The organism is Enterobacter sp. FW301-JW81, assembly GCF_058788735.1.
In genome coordinates this window covers 434,047-457,270 of sequence record NZ_JBYTBA010000001.1, presented here as the reverse complement: position 1 = coordinate 457,270, position 23,224 = coordinate 434,047, and the positions used below count along the sequence as shown (strand labels likewise).

At 55.7% G+C, this 23,224-nt stretch carries 17 protein-coding genes; 6 read left to right on the top strand and 11 right to left on the bottom strand.

Features of this window, described 5'->3' with window-relative positions; translation table 11 throughout:
- Window positions 1-39: 39 nt before the first annotated feature.
- A complete protein-coding gene (locus tag AC3WOK_RS02135; RefSeq protein ID WP_059311014.1) occupies window positions 40-1,269 on the bottom strand; it encodes an EAL and HDOD domain-containing protein in 1,230 nt (409 codons plus the stop codon).
- A 237-nt stretch (window positions 1,270-1,506) separates the two neighbouring features.
- Here AC3WOK_RS02135 and AC3WOK_RS02130 point away from each other — a divergent pair, with 237 nt between their 5' ends.
- The gene (locus tag AC3WOK_RS02130) at window positions 1,507-3,438 is read left to right on the top strand and encodes a methyl-accepting chemotaxis protein (RefSeq protein WP_492353846.1); all 1,932 of its coding nucleotides are present in this window, start codon (window positions 1,507-1,509) and stop codon (window positions 3,436-3,438) included.
- 45 nt (window positions 3,439-3,483) lie between these two features.
- Here the strand turns inward: AC3WOK_RS02130 and cobB are convergent, their stop codons facing one another.
- The 5 genes from cobB to lolC are packed head-to-tail and all read right to left on the bottom strand — an operon-like array spanning window position 3,484 to window position 8,422.
- Entirely contained in the window at window positions 3,484-4,305 is an 822-nt protein-coding gene (cobB, locus tag AC3WOK_RS02125) for a Sir2 family NAD+-dependent deacetylase (protein ID WP_492353845.1), read from the bottom strand.
- A 14-nt stretch (window positions 4,306-4,319) separates the two neighbouring features.
- Window positions 4,320-5,231 carry an N-acetylglucosamine kinase gene (nagK, locus tag AC3WOK_RS02120; protein WP_059311016.1) on the bottom strand — a complete coding sequence of 304 codons (912 nt, stop codon included), beginning with the start codon at window positions 5,229-5,231 and terminating at the stop codon, window positions 4,320-4,322.
- Window positions 5,232-5,284: 53 nt separating this feature from the next.
- Window positions 5,285-6,529, bottom strand: a complete 1,245-nt coding sequence (lolE, locus tag AC3WOK_RS02115; RefSeq protein WP_447855418.1) for a lipoprotein-releasing ABC transporter permease subunit LolE — start codon at window positions 6,527-6,529, stop codon at window positions 5,285-5,287.
- The gene (gene lolD, locus AC3WOK_RS02110; protein ID WP_047061583.1) at window positions 6,529-7,230 is read right to left on the bottom strand and encodes a lipoprotein-releasing ABC transporter ATP-binding protein LolD; all 702 of its coding nucleotides are present in this window, start codon (window positions 7,228-7,230) and stop codon (window positions 6,529-6,531) included. The genes lolE and lolD overlap by 1 nt, the downstream gene beginning before the upstream one ends.
- The gene (lolC, locus tag AC3WOK_RS02105; RefSeq protein WP_047348976.1) at window positions 7,223-8,422 is read right to left on the bottom strand and encodes a lipoprotein-releasing ABC transporter permease subunit LolC; all 1,200 of its coding nucleotides are present in this window, start codon (window positions 8,420-8,422) and stop codon (window positions 7,223-7,225) included. Before lolC ends, lolD begins: the two co-directional genes overlap by 8 nt.
- A 256-nt stretch (window positions 8,423-8,678) precedes the next feature.
- On the opposite strand from lolC, the gene AC3WOK_RS02100 reads away from it, so the two are divergent.
- The 4 genes from AC3WOK_RS02100 to AC3WOK_RS02085 all read left to right on the top strand — a co-directional run bounded on the left by AC3WOK_RS02100 (window position 8,679) and on the right by AC3WOK_RS02085 (window position 18,062).
- A complete protein-coding gene (locus tag AC3WOK_RS02100; RefSeq protein ID WP_492353844.1) occupies window positions 8,679-9,752 on the top strand; it encodes an acyltransferase family protein in 1,074 nt (357 codons plus the stop codon).
- A gap of 149 nt (window positions 9,753-9,901) precedes the next feature.
- On the top strand, window positions 9,902-13,348 hold the full coding sequence (mfd, locus tag AC3WOK_RS02095; protein WP_063955825.1) for a transcription-repair coupling factor: 3,447 nt from the start codon (window positions 9,902-9,904) through the stop codon (window positions 13,346-13,348).
- A gap of 148 nt (window positions 13,349-13,496) precedes the next feature.
- Entirely contained in the window at window positions 13,497-14,462 is a 966-nt protein-coding gene (gene ldtC / locus AC3WOK_RS02090; RefSeq protein ID WP_059311020.1) for a L,D-transpeptidase LdtC, read from the top strand.
- Window positions 14,463-15,035: 573 nt separating this feature from the next.
- Window positions 15,036-18,062: an autotransporter outer membrane beta-barrel domain-containing protein gene (locus AC3WOK_RS02085; RefSeq protein WP_492353843.1), complete on the top strand. Its 3,027-nt coding sequence runs from the start codon at window positions 15,036-15,038 to the stop codon at window positions 18,060-18,062.
- 78 nt (window positions 18,063-18,140) lie between these two features.
- Here the strand turns inward: AC3WOK_RS02085 and bhsA are convergent, their stop codons facing one another.
- A complete protein-coding gene (bhsA, locus tag AC3WOK_RS02080) occupies window positions 18,141-18,398 on the bottom strand; it encodes a multiple stress resistance protein BhsA (RefSeq protein ID WP_059311022.1) in 258 nt (85 codons plus the stop codon).
- Window positions 18,399-18,643: 245 nt separating this feature from the next.
- On the opposite strand from bhsA, the gene comR reads away from it, so the two are divergent.
- Window positions 18,644-19,279: a TetR family copper-responsive transcriptional repressor ComR gene (gene comR / locus AC3WOK_RS02075; RefSeq protein WP_059311023.1), complete on the top strand. Its 636-nt coding sequence runs from the start codon at window positions 18,644-18,646 to the stop codon at window positions 19,277-19,279.
- A gap of 59 nt (window positions 19,280-19,338) precedes the next feature.
- Here the strand turns inward: comR and AC3WOK_RS02070 are convergent, their stop codons facing one another.
- The 4 genes from AC3WOK_RS02070 to nagZ all read right to left on the bottom strand — a co-directional run bounded on the left by AC3WOK_RS02070 (window position 19,339) and on the right by nagZ (window position 23,216).
- Entirely contained in the window at window positions 19,339-19,878 is a 540-nt protein-coding gene (locus AC3WOK_RS02070) for a glycine zipper 2TM domain-containing protein (RefSeq protein ID WP_008500779.1), read from the bottom strand.
- 193 nt (window positions 19,879-20,071) lie between these two features.
- Window positions 20,072-21,376: an NAD(P)/FAD-dependent oxidoreductase gene (locus AC3WOK_RS02065; protein ID WP_492353842.1), complete on the bottom strand. Its 1,305-nt coding sequence runs from the start codon at window positions 21,374-21,376 to the stop codon at window positions 20,072-20,074.
- A 237-nt stretch (window positions 21,377-21,613) separates the two neighbouring features.
- Complete coding sequence (gene ycfP, locus AC3WOK_RS02060; protein ID WP_008500781.1) at window positions 21,614-22,156, bottom strand: alpha/beta hydrolase YcfP; 543 nt, start codon at window positions 22,154-22,156, stop codon at window positions 21,614-21,616.
- A 34-nt stretch (window positions 22,157-22,190) separates the two neighbouring features.
- Complete coding sequence (gene nagZ / locus AC3WOK_RS02055; RefSeq protein ID WP_063956716.1) at window positions 22,191-23,216, bottom strand: beta-N-acetylhexosaminidase; 1,026 nt, start codon at window positions 23,214-23,216, stop codon at window positions 22,191-22,193.
- Window positions 23,217-23,224: the final 8 nt, after the last annotated feature.

Here is a 23,224-nt window from a genome sequence, read left to right as displayed (position 1 = left end):
GCGCGCTTCCTCACGCCGCCTGGACGGCGTGAGGAAGGATTAACTGGCCGCATTCTCCCCAGCCCAGATCGTTGCCTTTCTCATCGCCTCCACCACGTCCTCATCGGACAGACCCAGCGCCTGACGGATTCGGGTTGCTTCGTCCCACTGCTGCTGTTCATAGTAACGGCAAAGGCTGATCATATCGGCTAACCGTCCCTCCTGATGGCACAGCGCGTTACTCACACTCTGCGGCACCGCAATTTGCTTCATCAGCTCTGCCATCGGCAGCTCAAGCAGGGTATCGAGCAGTGAAAACAGGCCGCACATGAATGCATTTTCAGCCAGCGTCGGTTCGTTGATGGTCTCTGCAATCAGCTCGCAGAACTTACCGCGCATCATGCTCAACGGATAAAGCTCGCTGACGGTGTCATTGCCCGCGCTTGCCAGGACCACGACGGCAACAAACCGCCTCAGCTGGTTTTCTCCGAGGTATCTGAGCACCTCACTCAGGGTTAACTTGCTGAAATTACAGGCACCGATATGCTTAAATGCGGTGTGCTTCATGTAGCGCATGATTTTCCAGGACAGCGTCAGATCGGTTTTTATCAACGACTCGATAATGCGAAAATCAGGTTTATTGCGCCCAACTTCCATTTGCAGGCGGAAAATCGCCAACTGGTTTTGCGATAGCCGTTTATATTTAATGACCTCAGGACGGCAGAAAAAATAGCCCTGAAATAGAGAAAAACCTTCTTGCCTGTATTGTTCGAATTCCTCTTTAGTCTCAATTTTTTCAGCGAGATATTTAATATGCCCGGTCAGATTATTACGTTCTTTCAGATACGCTTTAATTTGCGCTAAGGAATAATTTCTGACATCGAATTTCAGTATCGAAATATAGGGTAAAAAAGCATCCCATTCAGGTGCAAGGGTGAAATCATCAAGCGCAAACTGATAGCCGTGCGCATTCATCTCCTTGACGGCCTGCAGCAGCTCTGCCCCCGGCACCGCATCTTCAAGGATCTCAATGACCACGCTCTCTTTATCGAGCGCTTCACCACTGCGGTCGATGACCATTCTTGACGGGAAATTAATAAACGACGTATGTGTGCCTGCGATGCGCTGGGACGGCACGCATAAAAACTGGTCCGATATCATTCTGGATGTGGCATATTCCGCCGACACATCCGGAAAACGGTTTGTCATCCCATCTCTGAAAAGCAGCTCATAGGCCACCGTCTTCATCTCAGGGTTAAAAATGGGTTGTCGCGCGATAAATCCGTACATATCCCATCCTCCTCTACAACTTTATATTTATTAGCATCCTCTTTCTACACCACGATAACGAGCATTATCGAGCGCTATTTTGATTGAATGCACAAAATAAAAGCATCCACACTAATTAACGGGATTTAATATTATGGAAATTTAAATTAAATATTTCCGGCGCTCTACAGAAAGAGGACGAAATATCCGATAAGTACTGAGTGCCTGCCCGACATGCACGCCTTACGGGAGATGAGAATGAAAGACGCCATGGTCCGGAAACAAAAAATAAGAGTCAAGACGTTGATGCTATTGTCCATTTTCCTCACCGTGACGGTGGGCTTTACGGCAACGATCGGGTTTATGATGTGGCAGTGGATGGCGCAGCAGGAGGTTCTGGCCAAAAAGCATATTCGTCAAATTGCCGAGGTGCAATCCTTGCACGTCAGCAAACAGCTGGATTCTGCCCTGGCTGCCGCCCGGGATATGGGCAACAGCGCCCTGGCGCTGCGCGAGGCGGGCGTGAGCGATCGTCAGAGCCTTAATCAGCTGCTCATCCACTACCTCTCCGCTCACCCACAGTTTCTCTCCATGTCGATGGCCTTTGAGCCCAACGCGTTCGACGATAAAGATGCCACCCTGGCCGGTCAAAGCGGTGAAGATCCTGCCGGGCGTTACGCCCGCTACGTCGACCGCGACGCCACCGGCAAACCGGCATTACACCTGCTGACGGATATCGAAACGCCCGGTAGTGGAGATTACTATCTGCTGCCGAAACAACGGCATAAAGACGTGATCATCGAGCCCTATATTTACCCCTACAACGGCGTAGACGTGATGCTCACCTCGATTGCCGCCCCCATCATGCGTGACGGTCAGTTCCTGGGGTCGGTCACCTCTGACTTCTCCCTGGCTACCCTGCAATCTACGATCGGGGCGATTAAACCGTGGAACGGCACAGGCTACGCCCTGCTCCTTTCAGCCGGTAACAACGTGGTGTCCAGCCCGGACAAACGAGCGGCAGGCAAGCCTTACGCGGGCCAGATTGCGGGTCATGAGGTTATACAAGCTAACGATCCGCTGCTGAAGGAAGAGGTGTTTATCACCTGGCAGGAGATCGCCGTCGGTAACAGCCAGACGCCGTGGAAGCTCGCCATTGTCACCCCGGTCAGCGAAGTCATGGCCGAAGCGCGCGCATTTTTACTGAAAGCCATCGTCCTGATGGTGTTAAGCATCGTTGCGGTGAGTCTGGTGATGGCTCAGATCTTTACCCGCAAAGTTGACCGTCCGGTTGGAGGGGAGCCTTCGGAGGCCGCGGGGATCGCCCTGGCCGTTGCCCGGGGGGATCTGAACAACACCATCCCGGTTCGCTCCGGGGATACCCACAGCATTTTTTATGCCCTGCACACCATGCAGACGCAGCTCAAGCGCATCGTCGGCAACATCAGCGAGGCCAGCCATTCCGTGCACGGCGGCACCAGCGAAATTTCGGCGGGCAACCTTGACCTCGCCTCACGTACCGAAGAACAGGCGGCGGCAATTGTTGAAACGGCAGCCAGCATGGAGGAGATTTCGGTCACGGTTAAGAATAACGCCGACAACGCGCACAAGGCCACCACGCTGACCGATCGCGCCGCGAGCCTCGCCGGGCATGGCGAAACGCTGGTGAACGACGTGGTCGTTGTGATCGGAGAGATTGATGAGAGCGCGCGTAAGATCGGTGAGATTAACAGCATCGTCGACGGCATCGCCTTCCAGACCAATATCCTGGCGCTGAATGCTGCCGTTGAGGCGGCGCGCGCGGGCGAACAGGGGCGCGGCTTTGCGGTAGTCGCAGGGGAAGTGCGCAATCTTGCCCAGCGAAGCGCTAACGCGGCAAAAGAGATCTCTCAATTGATTGCCGAGTCCTCAGGCCGCGTCAGCAAAGGCGTTGAGCTGGTCAATGAAACCGGCGTGATGATGAAGCAGGTGATTGAGGCGGTGTCGCACGTGCATCTGGTCATCAACGATATTGTTCAGGCGCTGGACGAGCAGAATCGGGGGATTAGCCAGGTCAGCACCGCCGTGAATCAGATGGACAGCACCACCCAGCAGAACGCCTCTTTGGTTCAGCAGATCTCTGCGGCGGCGCTCTCACTGGATGAGCAGGCTAAATCGCTGGAGAAGACGCTGGCGTTCTTTCATTCATAAATAATAAGGCACCCGCAGGACGGGTGCCTTTTCACGCGATTGCCGTTACAGCCCCTTCAGGAGCTTGTCGACAAACTCCGGAACGACCGCGCTTGCCAGGCCATAGTGTTTCTCTTCAAACTCGCTGCCCACCTGACTGGGTTCGAGGTTGAGTTCTACCGTATGCGCACCGTGCAGTCGCGCTTCGTGAACAAACCCCGCAGCCGGGTAAACATGGCCGGATGTGCCAATCGCGATAAATACGTCAGCCATGGCCAGCGCGCTGTAGATCTCATCCATGCCCAGCGGCATTTCGCCAAACCAGACCACGTGCGGTCGCAGGCGCGACGGGAACTGGCAGCAGTGGCATTTATCCTCTGGCAACACATCCTCTTTCCAGTCCAGAACCTGACCGCTCCAGGCGCAGCGAACTTTGAGCACCTCGCCGTGCATATGGATGATGTTTTTGTTGCCGGCACGCTCGTGCAGGTTGTCGATATTCTGCGTCACCAGCAGAAAACGATCGCCCAGCGCCTCTTCCAGCTTCGCCAGCGCCAGATGCGCGGCATTCGGGGCAATCTCTGGCTGGAGAAGCTGGCGACGGCGGGCATTGTAGAATGCCTGCACGAGATCCGGATCGCGGGCAAAGCCCTCCGGCGTGGCGACATCCTCCACGCGGTGCTCTTCCCACAACCCGTCCGCCGCGCGGAAGGTTCGAATTCCTGACTCGGCGGAGATCCCCGCCCCGGTCAGCACCACCACTCTGGGTTTATCCATCGCTTCTGGCATCATTCTGTCTCTGAAAAAGATCCGCTGGCGCAAGCGCTCACGTAAGCGGCGTTTATTTTTGCGAAAACGGCTGAGTCGACCCTGGCGACGCGACAGCATAGAAACCTCGTAAACTAATCGGTGAGATGAAGGAATGCGGCTCCGCGCATGCCTCCTGCGTCCCCGTGTCGCGCGCGTTCAATACGCGGCACGCGGGCAACCGGCAATAAATGTCGGGGCAAACGCCCGGACAACCGTTCCGTAATCGCGGTAAAGTTTGAAAGCCCTCCCCCTATCACCAGCAGATCCGGGTCAACGATGGTGAGAATATTTCCCAGACATACCGCCAGCAGATCCAGATAGCGCTCGACGTGCTCACGCGCCTGCGCATCACCTTGCTCCCACAGGGTAATGATTTGAGGGGCCTCAAGTTTCTGATGATAGAAGTGTTCGTAAAGCCATGCAAACCCGCGGCCGGAGAGATAGTTTTCAATACAGCCGTGCTGGCCGCAGCCGCAGCGGGTCAGCGGAAAATCACGCCCGACGACGTCCAGCGCGTCCACCGGCAGGCGGATATGGCCAAACTCCCCGGTGATGTAGCTGCGCCCGGTGATGGGCTTCCCCTTGATCACAATCCCCCCGCCGACGCCGGTGCCGAGGATCAGCCCCATCACCAGCGGATAGTGACGGAATTCATCGTCCCAGGCTTCTGAGAGGGCAAAGCAGTTGGCATCGTTGTCTAAACGCACGTCGCGTTCAAGGAGGGCAGAGAGATCGGCGCGCAGCGGTTTGCCGCTGGCAGCAGGCACGTTAGCGGCATACAGCGTGCCGTCGTCGGTTTCGGGCATCCCCGGAATGCCAATGCCGACGCTGCCTTTGACGCCAAAGCGTTCATCAGCCTGCGCCACCAGCGCGGCAATGGCAGTTAAAAACTCGTCGTAGCTTTCGCGCGGCGTGGGAACGCGGGTTTCCCACTGCAGCTTAAGGTCTTTATCAAACACGCCGAGCGCAATCTTGGTGCCGCCAATATCAAATCCGTAATACATAACGCATTCCTCTTTTAACCTGGCGGCCCGAAAGCCGCTAGATCATGACGTAATTACTGGCCACTTAATACCCTCGCCGGATCAATTCGGCTTGCGCGACGCGCCGGATACCAGCTTGCCAGCAGACTCAGTAAAAGTGCTGTAACCAGCACATAAAAAACGTCCAGCCAGTGCAGTTCAGACGGCAGGAAGTCAATAAAATAGATGTCACCCGACAGGAACTGGTGGCCAATGAGCTTTTCAATGCCGTTGATAATCGGCGTCAGCTGCAGGGAAACCACCACACCAATCACCACGCCGCAGAGGCTGCCGAACAGCCCCGCCAGCAAACCGTACCAGACGAAGATGGCGCGAATAAGACCATCTTTTGCCCCAAGGGTACGCAGCACGGCAATATCACCGCTCTTGTCTTTGACCGCCATCACCAGCGTCGAGACGATATTAAAGCACGCGACGCCGATCACCAGCACCATCGCCAGATACATAATGGCGCGGATCATCTGGATATCACGGTACATATAGCCGTAAGTGCCGATCCAGCTCTTGATGTAGACGTAGTTATTGGTCACGCTGCCCGCGTCACGTACCAGTTTGTTGGCGTTAAAGACGTCGTTCACCTTGATGGCAATGCCCGTCACGCTGTCGGCCATGTCGAGATACTGGCGCGCATCCTCCATCGGCACCATCGCAAAGCTATGGTCAAGCTGACCGCTCAGCTGAAGAATACCGGTGACGTGCAGGCGCACGCGTTTAGGCTGCTGCAGTTTGTGATCGGCGCTGGCGTTGGGGATCATGATCGACACCCAGTCGCCCTGCTTTACCTTCAGCGCATCCGCGACGCCTTTACCCATGATGATTTGCTGCTCGCCGGCCTTAAAGTTCGCCCACGCGCCGTTCTGCACATATTTCGGCAGCGCGCTCAGACGTTCCTCCTGGGCGGGATTCACCCCTTTCACCTGAATGGCGCGCAGGTTTACCCCGCTCTCCACCAGCCCGGTAAAATTAATGTAGGGCGCAGCAGCGGCGATGCCCGGGACCTTTTCCACTTTGGCGAGGGCGTCGCTCCAGTTGCTCCAGGGCTGGTTAACCGGTTCGATTTCCCCGTGCGGCACCACCGCCAGAATGCGGTTATTCAGCTCTCGCTCGAAGCCGTTCATGGCGCTCAGGCCAACAATCAGCACCGCCACACCCAGCGCGATACCGATGGTCGAAATGACGGAGATCAGCGACACCATGCCGCCGCGACGGCGACCGCGGCTAAAGCGTAGCCCGATGAGTAACGATAACGGTGAAGCCATTACTCCGCTCCCATCAGAGTCAGTTCTGCATTCAGATGGCCGTCGCGCATCTCAAGCTGGCGCCCCATGCGTTTTGCCAGCTGCAGATCGTGGGTTACCACCAGAAACGCGGTGCCCTGCGAGGCGTTCAGCTCGCCCAGGAGCTGGAAAATACTGTCCGCATTGCGCGCATCCAGGTTACCGGTAGGCTCATCCGCCAGCACCAGACGCGGGTTGTTCACCAGTGCACGGGCAATCGCCACGCGCTGACGCTCGCCGCCGGAAAGCTCCGACGGACGGTGGTTACCGCGATGGCCCAGCCCTACCGCTTTCAGCATGTCGCTGGCGCGGGCGTTAATTTCTGCCGGTTTCTTTTTGCCAATCAACAGCGGCATCGCCACGTTTTCCAGCGCCGTGAAATCCGGCAGCAGGTGGTGGAACTGGTAGATAAAGCCCAGCTCGCGGTTACGCAGCTCGGCCTTCGCCGCGGAGGACATTTTGCTCATCGGCTGGCCGGAGAAAATCACGTCGCCGTTGGTTGGGGTATCCAGCCCGCCCAGCAGGTGTAATAAGGTACTTTTGCCGGAGCCAGAGCTACCGACAATCGCCATCATCTCGCCTTCGCCCACGCTGAAGCTCACATTGTGCAGCACGTCAGTCTGCACAGAGCCTTCCTGATAGCGTTTGGACAGGTTGTCGCATTGCAACAGGATCTTATTCATAACGTAAAGCCTCAGCGGGTTGGGTGGCGGCGGCGCGCCAGGAAGGATAAAGCGTAGAAAGCAGCGCAATGGCCATCGCGGCCAGCGCAATACCGACCACCTGCAGCGGCTCGATAGCCACCGGCAGCGCCGCGCCATCAAGCAGCGCGCCAATGATCGGCATTAAGTTATTAAGCTGGCTGGCAAGCAGCGCGCCCAGCGCCGCCCCGAGCAACGCCCCGATAATCCCGGCGCTCGCGCCCTGCACCATAAAGACCGCCATGATCTGGCGCGGCGTGAGCCCCTGGGTTTGCAGAATGGCGACTTCGCCCTGTTTTTCCATGACCATCAGGCCCAGCGAGGTGATGATGTTAAAGGCAGCTACGGCCACGATCAGGCTCAGCAGCAGCCCCATCATGTTTTTTTCCATGCGAACGGCCTGGAAAAGTTCGCCTTTACGCTCGCGCCAGTCCTGCCATTTCGTGCCGTCCGGCAGCTTTTGCTGGCTGAGCGTATCGACCTTCAGCGGCGCGTCGAGCCACAGGCGCCAGCCGGTGATATTCCCCGCCGGATAACGCATCAGGCGTGATGCGTCCTGGATGTTAACCAGCATCTGGTAACCATCGACTTCGCTGTTGGCAGCAAAGGTACCAATTACGGTGAACAGACGCTGGCTTGGCAGGCGCCCCATCGGCGTAAACTGGCTGGCTGAAGGCACCATCACGCGCAGCTGATCGCCACGGTTGACGCCAAGCTGGCCGGCAAGCTGTTCACCCAAAATAACGTTGTATTTTCCGGCTTCGAGATCGGTCTGCTTCACGTTAACCAGGTATGGCGTCAGCGGATCGTTTTGCGCCGGGTCGATACCCAGCATCACGCCGACCGCCACGCTGCGGGCACTTTGCAGCACCACGTCGCCGGTCGTCAACGGCGCAACGCGCGTGACGCCCTGTAACTTCGCCGCGCTTTCCGGCAGCTGCTGCGGGTTAACCGAACCGTTGGTAGATGAGAGTACGGCCTGCGGCATCAGCCCCAGGATGTTGTTTTGCAGCTCGCGCTCAAAGCCATTCATGACGGAAAGCACCGTCACCAGTGCCATCACGCCAAGCGTGATGCCAATAGTCGAAAGCCAGGAGACAAAGCGACCGAAGCGGTCCGCGGCGCGCCCACGCATGTAGCGTAAGCCTATAAAGAGTGCGACAGGTTGATACATGAAATCCGTCTGTTTGCTGATAGCAGACCCACGAGTATATAAGCGAATCCGTTAAGCGTAAATGACTGAAACCGTAAGCTTTGGTAATCATTTTTCCGAAAAATTCAGATAAATCAGGGTGCTAATAGCTGAAAGTGCACCTCGCAACCTCCACCTTTTCCGAAAAACCTCCTGATACAGACTGTTACCCATTACATCCTGGTTTCGTTTTAGAACAATTGCTCGTTCGTTTATGGCAATAAGGTAGTTGCGAACAATGAAGCAAAAAGCATTATGGATTAACCAGATAAAAGGGCTGTGCATCTGCCTGGTGGTTATCTATCATTCGGTCATCACGTTTTATCCGCATCTGATCGGGCTACAACACCCGTTCTCTGGCCTTCTCGCCAAATGCTGGGTCTATTTTAACCTCTACCTCGCACCGTTCCGTATGCCGGTCTTCTTCTTTATTTCTGGCTACTTGATCCGTCGCTATATTGACGAGGTGGGCTGGCGCGCCAGTCTCGACAAACGCATCTGGAGCATTGTCTGGGTCCTGGCGCTGTGGGGCGTCCTGCAGTGGCAGGCGCTGAGCCATCTGAACGCCTGGCTGGCACCAGAGCGTGAGCTTGCTACCTCGTCGAACGCGGCCTATGCCGACTCGTTCTCAGGATTTGTGCGCGGGATGCTCACCGCCAGCACCAGCCTGTGGTATCTGTATGCCCTGGTGGTCTACTTCACGCTGTGTAAACTGCTGAGCCGCTGGAAGCTGCCGGTACTGGGACTGCTGGCGCTGGCAAGCATCGCGATCAACTTCCTGCCGCTGCCGTGGTGGGGAATGAACAGCGTGGTACGCAACATGATCTACTACAGCCTTGGGGCGTGGTATGGCGCAGAGCTGATGGCATGGATGAAAAACGTCAACCTGCGCCGCATCTGGCTGGCGACAGCCGCTTTCGCTGCCGTCTCGGTGGTGCTGTGGTTTGCTAACGTTCCGCTGCTGCTCTCCTTGTTGTCGATTGTGCTGATCATGAAGTTGTTCTACAGCCTTGAGCAGCGCTATGCCGTTCATCCGCATAACCTGCTTAACGTGATTGGCTCAAACACTATTGCGATCTATACCACCCACCGCATCTTAATCGAGGCCTTTAGCCTGTTCCTGATTGGCGAGATGAATGCCGCATACTGGCCGGTCTGGGCTGAGCTGACTTTAATTCTGGTCTACCCGTTTGCCAGCCTGCTTATCTGTACCCTTGCCGGGCTTGGGGTGCGTAAACTCTCCACCGCACTGTTTGGGGACATTCTCTTCTCTCCTCCCTCAACGCTAAGTCTGTCACCGACCACCCGTTAATGCCCTCTCCGCCCCCGCTTCGGGGGCGTATTGCCCCGCCGTGCGGTTCCGATTTGCTTATGCAAAACGATCGAGGATAATAAAGACATTGCGTATCAGTGATATGCCCCAATACTGTTGGTATATCCATAAGAGACTCTGACATAGCCATGCCTGAACACTATCGTTATTCCTTGCCTGTCAAAGCGGGCGACCAGCGCCAGCTGGGTGAACTCACGGGCGCGGCGTGCGCCACGCTGGTGGCAGAAATCGCTGAGCGTCATCCTGGCCCGGTGATACTGGTTGCCCCGGATATGCAAAACGCCCTGCGCCTGCACGACGAAATTCGCCAGTTCACCGATAGCCTGGTGTTCAGCCTGGCCGACTGGGAAACGCTGCCGTATGACAGCTTCTCTCCGCATCAGGAGATCATCTCCTCGCGCCTGTCGACGCTCTATCAGCTGCCAACCATGCAGCGCGGCGTGCTGATTGTGCCGGTGAACACCCTGATGCAGCGCGTCTGTCCGCACAGCTACCTGCATGGCCACGCGCTGGTGATGAAAAAGGGCCAGCGCCTGTCCCGTGATGCCCTGCGCGCGCAGCTTGACGGTGCCGGCTATCGCCACGTCGATCAGGTGATGGAGCACGGGGAATACGCGACCCGCGGCGCGTTGCTCGACCTTTACCCAATGGGCAGCGACCAGCCGTATCGTCTGGACTTTTTCGATGACGAAATCGATAGCCTGCGCGTATTCGATGCCGACACGCAGCGCACGCTGGAAGAAGTGGAGTCGATCAATTTACTGCCCGCGCATGAGTTCCCGACGGACAAAACCGCTATCGAACTGTTCCGCAGCCAGTGGCGCGACAGGTTCGAGGTGAAGCGCGACGCCGAACATATTTACCAGCAGGTCAGCAAAGGCACGCTTCCTGCCGGGATCGAATACTGGCAGCCGCTGTTCTTCAACGAGCCGCTGCCGGCCCTGTTCAGCTACTTCCCGGCGAATACGCTGATTGTTAACACCGGCGATATCGACGCCAGCGCCAGCCGCTTTGAAAGCGAAACCCGCGCCCGCTTTGAAAACCGGGGCGTTGACCCGATGCGTCCGCTGCTGCCGCCGGAAGCGCTGTGGCTGCGAACCGATGAGCTCAACGCCGAGCTGAAGCGCTGGCCGCGTATGCAGCTTAAAACCGATTCGCTTGCCGATAAGGCCGCCAACACTAACCTCGCCTTCCGGACGCTGCCGGACCTCGCCGTTCAGGCACAACAGAAATCACCGCTGGATAATCTGCGCAAGTTCCTCGAATCCTTTACCGGCCCGGTAGTGTTCTCCGTTGAGAGTGAAGGCCGTCGTGAAGCGCTCGGTGAACTGCTGGGGCGCATTAAGGTTGCGCCGAAACGCATCCTGCGTCTGAGCGAGGCGACCGGAAACGGTCGTTACCTGATGATTGGCGCCGCCGAGCACGGGTTTATTGATACGCTCAACAACCTGGCGCTGATTTGCGAAAGCGACCTGCTGGGCGAGCGCGTCGCGCGTCGCCGTCAGGACAGCCGTCGAACCATCAATCCGGACACGCTGATCCGTAACCTGGCCGAACTGCATCCGGGCCAGCCGATTGTTCACCTGGAGCACGGCGTTGGCCGCTATCAGGGGATGACCACGCTGGAGGCGGGCGGCATCAAAGGTGAATACCTGATGCTGACCTACGCCAACGATGCCAAACTGTACGTTCCGGTCTCCTCACTGCATCTTATCAGCCGCTATGCGGGCGGTGCCGAAGACAATGCGCCGCTGCACAAGCTGGGCGGCGACGCCTGGGCACGCGCGCGCCAGAAAGCAGCGGAAAAAGTGCGCGACGTGGCGGCCGAGCTGCTGGATATCTACGCCCAGCGCGCGGCTAAAGAGGGCTTTGCCTTTAAGCATGATAAAGAACAGTACCAGCTGTTCTGCGACAGCTTCCCGTTTGAAACCACGCCGGATCAGGCCCAGGCCATTAACGCCGTGCTGAGCGATATGTGCCAGCCGCTGGCGATGGACCGCTTAGTCTGTGGCGACGTCGGCTTCGGTAAAACCGAAGTGGCGATGCGCGCCGCCTTCCTTGCGGTTGAAAACAACAAGCAGGTGGCGGTGCTGGTGCCAACCACCCTGCTCGCTCAGCAGCACTTTGACAACTTCCGCGACCGCTTTGCCAACTGGCCGGTACGCATCGAGATGCTGTCGCGTTTTCGCAGTACCAAAGAGCAGACCCAAATTCTGGAGCAGGCCAGCGAGGGTAAAATCGACATTCTGATCGGCACCCACAAGCTGCTGCAAAGCGACGTGAAGTGGAAAGATCTGGGGCTGCTGATCGTCGACGAAGAGCACCGCTTCGGGGTACGTCACAAAGAGCGCATCAAAGCGATGCGCGCCGACGTCGATATCCTGACCCTGACCGCGACGCCTATCCCGCGAACCCTGAATATGGCGATGAGCGGCATGCGCGATCTGTCGATTATTGCCACGCCGCCGGCGCGCCGTCTGGCGGTAAAAACCTTTGTCCGCGAGTACGATAATCTGGTGGTCCGTGAGGCCATTCTGCGTGAAGTGCTGCGCGGGGGACAGGTCTATTACCTCTACAACGATGTGGAAAATATCCAGAAAGCGGCGGACCGGCTGGCGGAGCTGGTACCGGAAGCGCGCATTGCTATCGGTCACGGGCAGATGCGCGAGCGCGAGCTGGAACGGGTAATGAACGATTTCCACCACCAGCGCTTTAACGTGCTGGTGTGCACCACCATCATTGAAACCGGTATTGATATCCCGACGGCCAATACCATCATCATCGAACGTGCGGATCACTTCGGTCTGGCGCAGCTCCATCAGCTGCGCGGCCGCGTCGGACGTTCGCACCATCAGGCCTACGCCTGGCTGCTGACGCCGCATCCGAAAGCGATGACCACCGACGCGCAAAAGCGTCTGGAAGCCATCGCCTCGCTGGAAGACCTCGGCGCAGGCTTTGCGCTGGCCACGCACGATCTCGAGATCCGCGGTGCCGGTGAACTGCTGGGTGAGGACCAGAGCGGCTCGATGGAGACCATCGGTTTCTCGCTCTATATGGAGCTGCTGGAAAATGCGGTCGATGCGCTGAAGGCCGGACGCGAGCCGTCGCTGGAAGATCTCACCAGCCAGCAGACCGAGGTCGAGCTGCGTATGCCTTCCCTGCTGCCGGACGATTTCATTCCGGATGTGAATACCCGACTGTCGTTCTACAAGCGCATCGCCAGTGCGAAGAAGGAAAACGAGCTGGAAGAGATCAAGGTTGAGCTGATCGACCGCTTTGGTCTGCTGCCCGATGCGGCGAGAAATCTGCTGGATATCGCGCGCCTGCGCCAGCAGGCACAGAAGCTGGGCATTCGTAAGCTTGAAGGCAACGAAAAAGGCGGCGTGATTGAATTCGCCGAGAAGAACCACGTCAACCCGATGTGGCTGATCGGTCTGCTGCAAAAACAGCCGCAGCATTTCCGTCTGGATGGGCCGACGCGCCTGAAATTTACCCAGGAGCTGACGGAGCGCAAAACCCGTATGGACTGGGTGCGTAACTTTATGCGTCAGCTGGAAGAGAACGCGATCGCGTAATCGTCTCCCCGGCAGCACGGCGCTCGCTGCCGGGGCATAATTTACAAACTCTTTGCACTTCCCCTGGATTTCCCGACACGCTCATTCGCCATAATTATCGTTAACTGCTTATAAAACAATAACCTTATCATTTACATGGATTATGGTGATGATGACCTCTACGCGTTTTACCCGATGGATTTGTTTTTTCGCGCTGGCCGCAGCGGTAGCGATAACCCTTCCTGCGCGCGCCAATACCTGGCCTCTTCCGCCTCCCGGCAGCAATGTGGTCGGGAAAAACCAGTTTCACGTGGTGGAAAATAACGGCGGGTCGCTGGAAGCAATTGCCAAAAAATATAACGTCGGCTTTTTGGCTTTGCTGCAGGCCAACCCCGGCGTTGACCCTTACGTGCCGCGCGCCGGTAGCGTGCTGACGATCCCTCTGCAGACCATACTCCCGGATGCGCCGCGTGAAGGGCTGGTAATAAACCTTGCCGAACTGCGTCTTTACTACTATCCCCCAGGCAAAAATGAAGTGACCGTCTACCCGATAGGCATTGGCCAGCTGGGCGGCGACACCCTAACGCCAACGATGGTCACGACCGTATCGCAGAAGCGGGCAAACCCAACCTGGACACCAACCGCCAATATTCGTGCCCGTTACAAAGCGCAGGGTATAGAGCTACCGGCAGTTGTCCCTGCGGGGCCAGACAACCCGATGGGGCATCATGCAATCCGCCTTGCCGCATACGGCGGAGTGTATTTGCTGCACGGAACCAACGCTGATTTCGGGATCGGTATGCGCGTCAGCTCCGGCTGTATCCGCCTGCGCGATGACGACATCAAGAAGCTGTACAACGTCCTGGCGCTCGGCACGAAGGTCAATATAATCAACACCCCGATTAAGGTCTCTGAAGAGCCTGGCGGCGTACGGCTGGTTGAAGTGCATCAGCCGCTGTCGAAAAATATCGGCGACGATCCGCAAACGTTGCCAATTAACCTTAATGCAGCACTGATGAGTTTTAAAACCAGTGCCAGCACGGACGAGACGGTGATGGAGTCCGCGATGACGACGCGGTCCGGCATGCCAACGGACGTCACGCGACACCACGATAACGCACAGCAGTCGATATAAAGCACTGCTCTGCTAGCGGCCCCCTCCTGCAGTAAAAGAGACAGGCATAGCGTGATTACGCCATGCCTGTCTCTGAATATGTCAGACTGACTTCCATCATGTCCTGGTACCGGAAAGCGTATTTGCATACAGGCAAAAAAAAGCGTGTAGCGTGGAACGTAAAAAAAACAGTGAACCCTTATTTCTTAGGTATATCTTATTTCTGATGAAATACTGATAGTAACAGCAGGACAATATCTTAAAACCCGATTTTTATCCTCTGGAAAATGCGTAACGCCGTTTCATATTTCAGCCATGTCAGCATGAAGAATCACTACTACAAAAATGACGACACATAAGTCCTTACACTCTATATTTAATAGCATTTAATTCCACAAATCCAGTTAAAACCATTTCATTTGTGATTATTTCCTAAAACGGGAGAATTAGCTCAAGGCATAATAATCATTGTATTCGACAGCAAGCCTTGCAATAAGTCGAAATTAATTTTCAGCACTTTGGTTATAAATACTCAAATGCCTTCTTCTTTCAATTAAATAATTGCATACGATTGTTCGTCGTAACGGATAGTATATGAAAAGATTTAAACTAAGCACTACTGCGGTGTTAATCAGTAGCTTATTGTTCGTGAACAATGCTATTGCGCAAATCGAAGAAATCAATAATGCCAACGGCGTTATTTCCGGAAGCGGCGTGATTGCCAACGGTGGCGTTTACAAGGTTATCGGTACCGCAGGTGAAAATAGCGTCATTTCAGTTGCGGATAACGGCAGCGTTACCGTGAATCACAACGGCGGCTCTCCGCTGATCATGGGCTGGGGTGAGTTCGAGAATGGCGATCTTCTGATCACCAGCGGCAGCGTTATCGTCGCCAACAGCGGGACAATCAACTTAGGGAGTGGTTCGACTATTAATACCACGTATGGCGATCTGATCGAGGGCACGGTTCCCAACCGACCTGATCTTCCTCTGGATAAAGATTACCAGTTTGTGTTTGCCTTAGGCGTCACTACGACGGGCGCAATCAGCGCGGCTAACCTTGCTAAAGAAGGGAAAATCGTTGCCGACGACCTGACAATCAATATGAGCCACCAGCGTGACGATAAGTTTGTCGTTGGGATCCATGGTGAAAAGGCGAATGCGAACATTGATTTGACGGGGTTAACCACCGTTAATACTACGGCACTCGGTAACGAAAGCCTGGCGCTGGGTATTTATGCCAAAAACGGCACGCGGGTTACCGCTGACGATTTGCGCCTGACCAGCACGGGACAGATGTATGCTGTGGGGCTTTCTTCACAGTCCGTTGAAGAAAACGCTCGCTCCCTCATCACCTATAACAATGCGGTGATTACATCCGTGGCCGATGATTTTGCCGATGGTATCAGCACCGCTGGCGGTCACATCGTCGCTCAGGGCGATACGCAGATCGACATCACCGTCAATAAGACCGGCGCGATAACCTCGGGGATCTGGGTATCAGACGGACTCGACGATATCGATTTAGACTCCTACTTCACCAGCCACGGTAAAATAGCGCTCGCCCTGAACGCCGGTGCGGACGGTACGGAACTTCGCGGGGCGGAATCCGTTGGCTCGTCGGAACTGACCACCCAGGATCTGGCCATCTCGATGAATACGAACGGGCATCAACAGACCAAAGGCACGGGCTTGTTTGCCTCAAAAGATAGCGCGCAGACGCCGGGGAACCTCGTCGTTAATGGCAAACTGAACGTTGACGTTGCGGATACGACCCGCAGCGGCACATGGCACTACATCCACGCGGATAAAGGCGGCAGCATTGCGCTAAACGGCGAGGCGAGCCTGGGCGTGAACTACAACGATCCGGATACCATTGCCATTCTGGCGGAGAACGCCGATTCTCGCGTGTCGGCGGCTGGGCAGAACATGCAAGTCGTGGGTACCGTTGAAGCGAAAGATGCAGGGCTGGTCGATCTCAGCGCCGTCAGGGCGTCCCGTTTCGACGGCGGCTTCCTGACCAGCACTGGCGGGACTAACAACCTGTCGCTGGCAGAAGACTCGGTCTGGAATATGACCAAAGATTCTCAGCTGACTAACCTGACGCTGAATGAATCGACGCTGAATTTTATGCATACCTCCGCGCGGACGCAGCGACAGACGCGTGACGCTGCCACGTTCAAAACCCTGACGGTGGACGGTGATTACGCGGGCAGCAACGGCAACCTGGTGATGAATACGGCGCTTGGCGATGACAACTCCCCTACCGACCGCATGATTGTCAACGGTAATACAAGCGGCACCACCAACGTGATGGTGCTGAACGCAGGCGGGACAGGCGGCCTGACGACGAACGGGATTGAGCTGATCGCCGTTAACGGTAACTCTGCCGGTGAGTTTAAACAGAATGGCCGTATTGTTGCCGGGGCGTATGACTATACCCTGCAGCGCGGCGCGGGTCAGAACGCCGCAAACTGGTACCTGAGCAGCGCGCTGACGCCTGAAATACCAGAAACGCCAGAACCTCCAGCACCGCCGGAACCGACAGAACCAACAGAACCTCCGGTGAAGCCTGAGCCACCAGCGCCGGTCAATCCGCCCGATCCGGTGACGCCAGCCTCTCCGACACCGTTACCGGCTGTTGAACACGCGGTGCGTCCAGAAGCAGGTCTGTATGGTGTTAACCTGGCTGCGGCTAACACGCTGTTCAACACCCGTTTACATGACCGTCTGGGTGAAGCCCACTACGTTGATGCCCTGACCGGTGAAGCACGCGCGACCAGCATGTGGCTGCGTAACGTGGGCGGACATACCCGCCAGCACGACAGCAGCGGCCAGCTGAGCATGCAAAGTAACCGCTATGTAATGCAGCTTGGCGGTGACGTGGCGCAGTGGAGCAGCAATAACGCGGACCGCTACCATCTGGGCGTGATGGGCGGCTATGCCAACCAGAAGAGCCGTGCAGAAAACCAGCGTAACGGTAACCGTGCTACCAGCAGCATCGACGGATACAGCGTCGGCGTCTACGGTACCTGGCTGCAGGACAACGAAAGTAAAGAAGGCGCGTATGTTGATACCTGGATGCAGTACAACTGGTTCAACAACACCCTTTCTGGTGATGACGTTGCTACGGAGACGTACAAATCAAAAGGCTTCACCGCTTCTGTGGAATCTGGCTACACCTGGAAAATGGCGGATCTCAGCGAGCGTAGCGCGCTGTATATCCAGCCGAAAGCGCAGATAACCTGGATGGGCGTGAAGGCGGACTCGCACAAAGAAGTCAACGGTACCCGTGTAGAAGGTAACGGCGACGGCAATATTCAAAGCCGCGTTGGCGTGCGTCTGTACGGCCATGCTCACAACAAGCTGGACGATGGCAACGACCGTAACTTCCAGCCGTTCGTGGAAGCCAACTGGATCCACAATACTAAAGACTTTGGCGCATCGCTTAATGGTGAAAAAGTGAATCTGGCGGGCAACCGCAACATCGGTGAACTGAAAGCGGGTGTTGAAGGTCAGCTGTCGAAGAATGTCTCTCTGTGGGGCAACGTAGCTCAGCAGGTAGGTACCAAGGGATACAGCGATACGCAAGGTATGCTGGGTATAAAATACAGCTGGTAAGCAGTATGAATAAAAAAACGCCCTGCTCATGCAGGGCGTTTTTTATTGCAGTGGCATAAATGAGGGTTTATGCGTGGCTTATTTGTAGATTACAGCCGTGCCGTGCAGCGTGTTAGGGCCGGTCACAGAGGTAATACGGAAAGATTTCGCCCCCATCTCATCAGCTTTTTGCGCCAGCTGGCTTTCCAGTGAACCCAGGTTAGTGCCGGCAGATGCGGAGATAGTCCCGACTTTATGCTGGTCAGCAGGTGTGGATTGCACTTCAACGGCGGCAAAGCTTGCGAAAGAAAGTGAGCTCAGAACGGCGGCAGCGATGAGGGTTTTTACGTTTTTCATGATTTTTACCTTTAGGCAGATGATTGTTTAGGTCGTTAGTTATTTACTTAACGATCGATAGGTAAATCATAAATGTGATCCAGGTCACGCGTCAACATAATTTTATAATGAGCGTTAACTTAATTTTAAAGTCGTTATTTTTCATACTCATATGATTAATTTATTTTTAAGCATTCAGCGCTGGTGGTGGCTTGCGTTTATTTTTATAATGATTATTCAACAAACCAACAGAGGACCAACGGCAAATGACAACCGATGTCACGAGTTGTGCGAAGAAAAGCCGTGGCCGACCAAAAGTGTTCGACAGGGATGCAGCGCTTGATAAGGCCATGACTCTCTTCTGGCAACATGGGTATGAAGCAACCTCGCTTTCCGATCTGGTAGAAGCCACCGGAGCCAAAGCGCCGACGCTGTATGCTGAATTTACCAATAAAGAGGGGCTGTTCCGGGCGGTGCTCGACAGGTACATTTCGCGCTTTGCGGCGAAACACGAAGCCCAGCTATTTTGTGAAGAAAAAAGCGTTGAGCAGGCACTGAGAGATTATTTCACCGCCGTTGCCACCTGCTTTACCAGTAAAGACACGCCTGCGGGCTGCTTTATGATTAACACCTCTGCCACCCTTGCGGCATCGTCTAAAGAGATCGCCAATACGGTGAAATCGCGTCACGCCATGCAGGAGGATACGCTGAGCGCGTTTTTGGCTCAGCGCCAGCAGCGCGGTGAAATCCCCGCGCACTGCAACCCTCAGGTGCTGGCGCAGTATCTGAGCTGTATTTTGCAGGGGATGTCGATCAGCGCCCGCGAAGGGGCTTCACTGGAAAAACTGCAGACTATTAGCGACACCACGCTGCGGCTGTGGCCTGAGCTGCTCAAAATCTGACGCAAAAAAAAGCTCCTCAGCCTGAGCGCATGAGGAGCTAAGTTCAGAGAACATCTTTTTTACACTTTGTTATTCAGAACCAGCTGGCCATTACCGTCCAGAGGGATTTGCGTGCCTGGGTCTTTATCCATGCGGATTTTGCCCTGCTGATCGCCAATTTTGTACGTCACGTCATAACCCAGCATTTTCTCCGACTTGTCATAGACGGTTTTGCAGCGCTGCTGAGTTGTGGTGTAGGTATCGTTATCCTGCATCGCGCCCTGCACCTGGTTACCGGCATAGCCACCGCCCAGCGCGCCGACCACGGTCGCCACATCTTTACCGCGGCCACCGCCAAACTGATGACCAATGACCCCACCGGCTACCGCACCCAAAACAGAGCCGGCAATACGGTTTTCATCCTGAACAGGACGACGGTGAGTCACGGAGACGTTGCGGCACTCCTGACGAGGGGTTTTCACGGTTTCTTTAATCGGAGTAGCAGAAACCACCTGTGCATACTGCGGGCCGCGATCTAATACGTTCAGACTGGCAACGGCAGCCACACCTAACGCAGCCGCGACGCCAATCCCTATACCCGCCAACATTGATTTATTCACGGGACTTCCTCCTTTGTTGCTATTGGTAACAATTTTGCAATGGAGGCACGGCTTCGCCAATCAGATAAAGGATCAAAAAAGAGGCGTTGAGGGGGGATATATTCTATTTAGGAGAACTCTTAAGCACGCATTCTGTGATCTGCAGCACGATATGCTAAAAACTCCCTCCAGAAGGCCCGGAGGGAGTGAAAGATTAGTGCAGCTTCAGACGCGGACGGATCACGCGGTTGATTCTGCCCACCAGCATCATCAGCCCGGTTTTGAAGTAGCCGTGCAGCGCAATCTGGTGCATGCGGTACAGGGAGATATACACGAAGCGTGCAATGCGCCCTTCTACCATCATCGAGCCACGCATCAGGTTGCCCATCAGGCTGCCGACGGTTGAGAAGTTAGACAGCGATACCAGAGAACCGTGGTCTTTGTAGACATAGGCTTTCATTGGCTTACCTTTGGTCTGCGCCAGAATGTTGTGCAGTACCAGGCTCGCCATCTGATGCGCCGCCTGGGCGCGCGGCGGTACGAAGCCGCCTTCAGGACGCGCGCAGGAAGCGCAGTCGCCGATAGCAAAGATGTCAGGGTCGCGGGTAGTTTGCAGCGTCGGCTCAGTCACCAGCTGGTTGATGCGGTTCGTTTCCAGGCCACCGATCTCTTTCATAAAGTCAGGCGCTTTGATACCTGCCGCCCAGACCATCAGATCCGCTTTGATGTACTCGCCGTCTTTCGTGTGCAGGCCACCTTCGTCGGCGCTGGTCACCATGGTCTGCGTCAGCACCCGCACGCCCAGTTTGGTGAGTTCATTGTGCGCCGCACCGGAAATACGCGGCGGCAGCGCAGGCAGAATACGTTCACCGGCTTCGACCAGCGTCACGTTCAGCGCTTCGTTGGTTAACCCTTTGTAGCCGTAGCTGTGCAGCTGCTTCACCGCATTGTGCAGCTCAGCGGACAGCTCAACGCCCGTCGCACCGCCACCAACAATGGCGATATTCACCTTACCGTTCGCACCCATATTGTTGGTGTACTTCAGGAACAGGTTCAGCATTTCCTGATGGAAACGACGCGCCTGATGCGGGTTATCGAGGAAGATACAGTGCTCTTTCACGCCAGGCGTGTTGAAGTCATTGGAGGTACTGCCCAGCGCCATGACCAGCGTGTCATACGCCAGTTTGCGCTCAGGGACCAGAAGCTCCCCTTTTTCATCACGCAGCTCTGCCAGGGTAATGGTTTTGCTTTCACGGTTGATGTCCACCACCGAGCCCAGCTGGAACTGGAAATGGTGGTTGCGCGCGTGCGCCAGATAGCTAAGCGCGTCCACGCCCTCGTCCAGAGAACCGGTCGCCACTTCGTGCAGCAGCGGTTTCCACAGGTGACTGTGGTTACGATCCACCAGCGTAATTTTGGCTTTTTTACCGCGGCCCAGCTTCTTGCCCAACTGTGTCGCCAGCTCCAGCCCGCCTGCTCCACCGCCTACAATCACTATCTTTTTCAATGGCGTAGTCAACGTGACCCCCTCAAATTATTAACCAATTGTTAATTAAAAGTTATAAAAATAACCCTTAATTAACAACAGGTTACAGCACTGAAACCATTCAGGTGCATTGAGAATAACACGTCAGGCGCATTGGTCATACCAAAATTGATATGCATCAAGTTTTGATGGCTTAAAAGTAGACAATTCTGGTCAAAAAGAAAGCCCGGCACGCTTTCGCGTCCGGGCTTCTGGACCTGCTTCAGGGGCTTAACCCAGCGTTTTAAAGGCTTTGATACGCTGCAGGTGCGGAGAGATGTTCTTGAACTTGTGGGTCTGCTCTTCGTCCCAGACGATCTCATAGTAATGATGCAGCAGTTCTGCAGCCCGATGGCTGTTAAGCGCCTCATCGTTACGCGACAGGATCACCAGACAGCGGTCGCGGTTTTTCTCCCGAAAATTGCTGACGCACTTGGTCGCAATGTCGACGTACTCTTCCGGGCGGTCAATTTTGCCTTCCATGTTCTCGTTCGGGAACAGGTTAGGATTGAACACCACCTGGCGGATGTCGCACAGGAAGCCAATCCGCTCCGCCCAGTAGCCGCCCAGCCCCACGCCGCAAATCAACGGGCGATCGTCGACGTTGAGCTGCAGCATCTTGTCCACTTCTTTGAGCAGATGCTGCATATCATGCTTCGGGTGGCGCGTGCTGTAGCTGATCAACCGGACATCCGGATCGATAAACTGCAGCTGCAGCACCTTCTCATGATTACCAGGACTGTTAGAGTCAAAACCGTGTAAATAGATGATCATCGTCTTCTCACCACGCTACGCCTTCCGGGAGGGTTTACAGGCTGGCTTTATGTGCCTGCCAGCGCTCATTCAGGTCTTCAAGCCGGGCGTTGACCGTCTTCCAGCGCGCCGAATCCATCAGCTCCTGACGGCTAAATGAACCTTTATGATACAATTGTGTAACACGCTCTGCATTGATCGGCGACAGGTTATCCAGCACGCTAACGGCACCTTTACGATTATTGCAGACCAGGATCATATCGCAACCTGCGTCCAGCGATGCCTGACCGCGTTCTGCGTAGCTGCCCATAATCGCCGCCCCTTCCATCGATAAATCGTCGGAGAAAATCACGCCATTGAAGCCCAGCTCCTGGCGCAGAACGGTTTTCAGCCAGTGCGGAGAGCCGCTGGCAGGACGTGGGTCAACGTCGCTGTAAATCACGTGCGCAGGCATAATGGCATCCAGCTTGTTATCGGTGATAAGCGACTGGAAAACCGACATATCTTTGGCGCGAATTTCCGCTTCCGGGCGCGGATCGCGCGGCGTCTCTTTGTGGGAATCCGCCGTCACCGCCCCGTGGCCCGGGAAGTGTTTGCCGGTGGTCTTCATCCCGGCATCATGCATGCCGTCGATAAACCGGGTCGCCATTGCCAGCGCAATACGTGGATCTTCATGGTATGAACGCTCGCCAATAGCGGCGCTGATATGCCCCACGTCCAGAACCGGGGCAAAACTGATGTCGATATCCATGGCGATCATTTCGCTGGCCATCAGCCAGCCGGCGTCCTGCGCCAGTTTTCCACCCTCTTCCGTGCCCAACAGCGCGGCAAAAGACTGGGCTGCCGGCAGACGGGTAAACCCTTCGCGAAAACGCTGCACGCGTCCGCCTTCCTGATCGACGGCCACCACCAGATGATTGCGCGACGCGGCGCGGATCTGACGCACCAGCTCACGCAATTGCGCCGGATCGTGATAGTTGCGGGTAAACAGGATCAGGCCACCCACCAGCGGATGCGCCAGAATTTCACGCTCCTCCGCATCCAGCTCAAACCCTTCTACATCCAACATGACTGGACCCACATCCACCT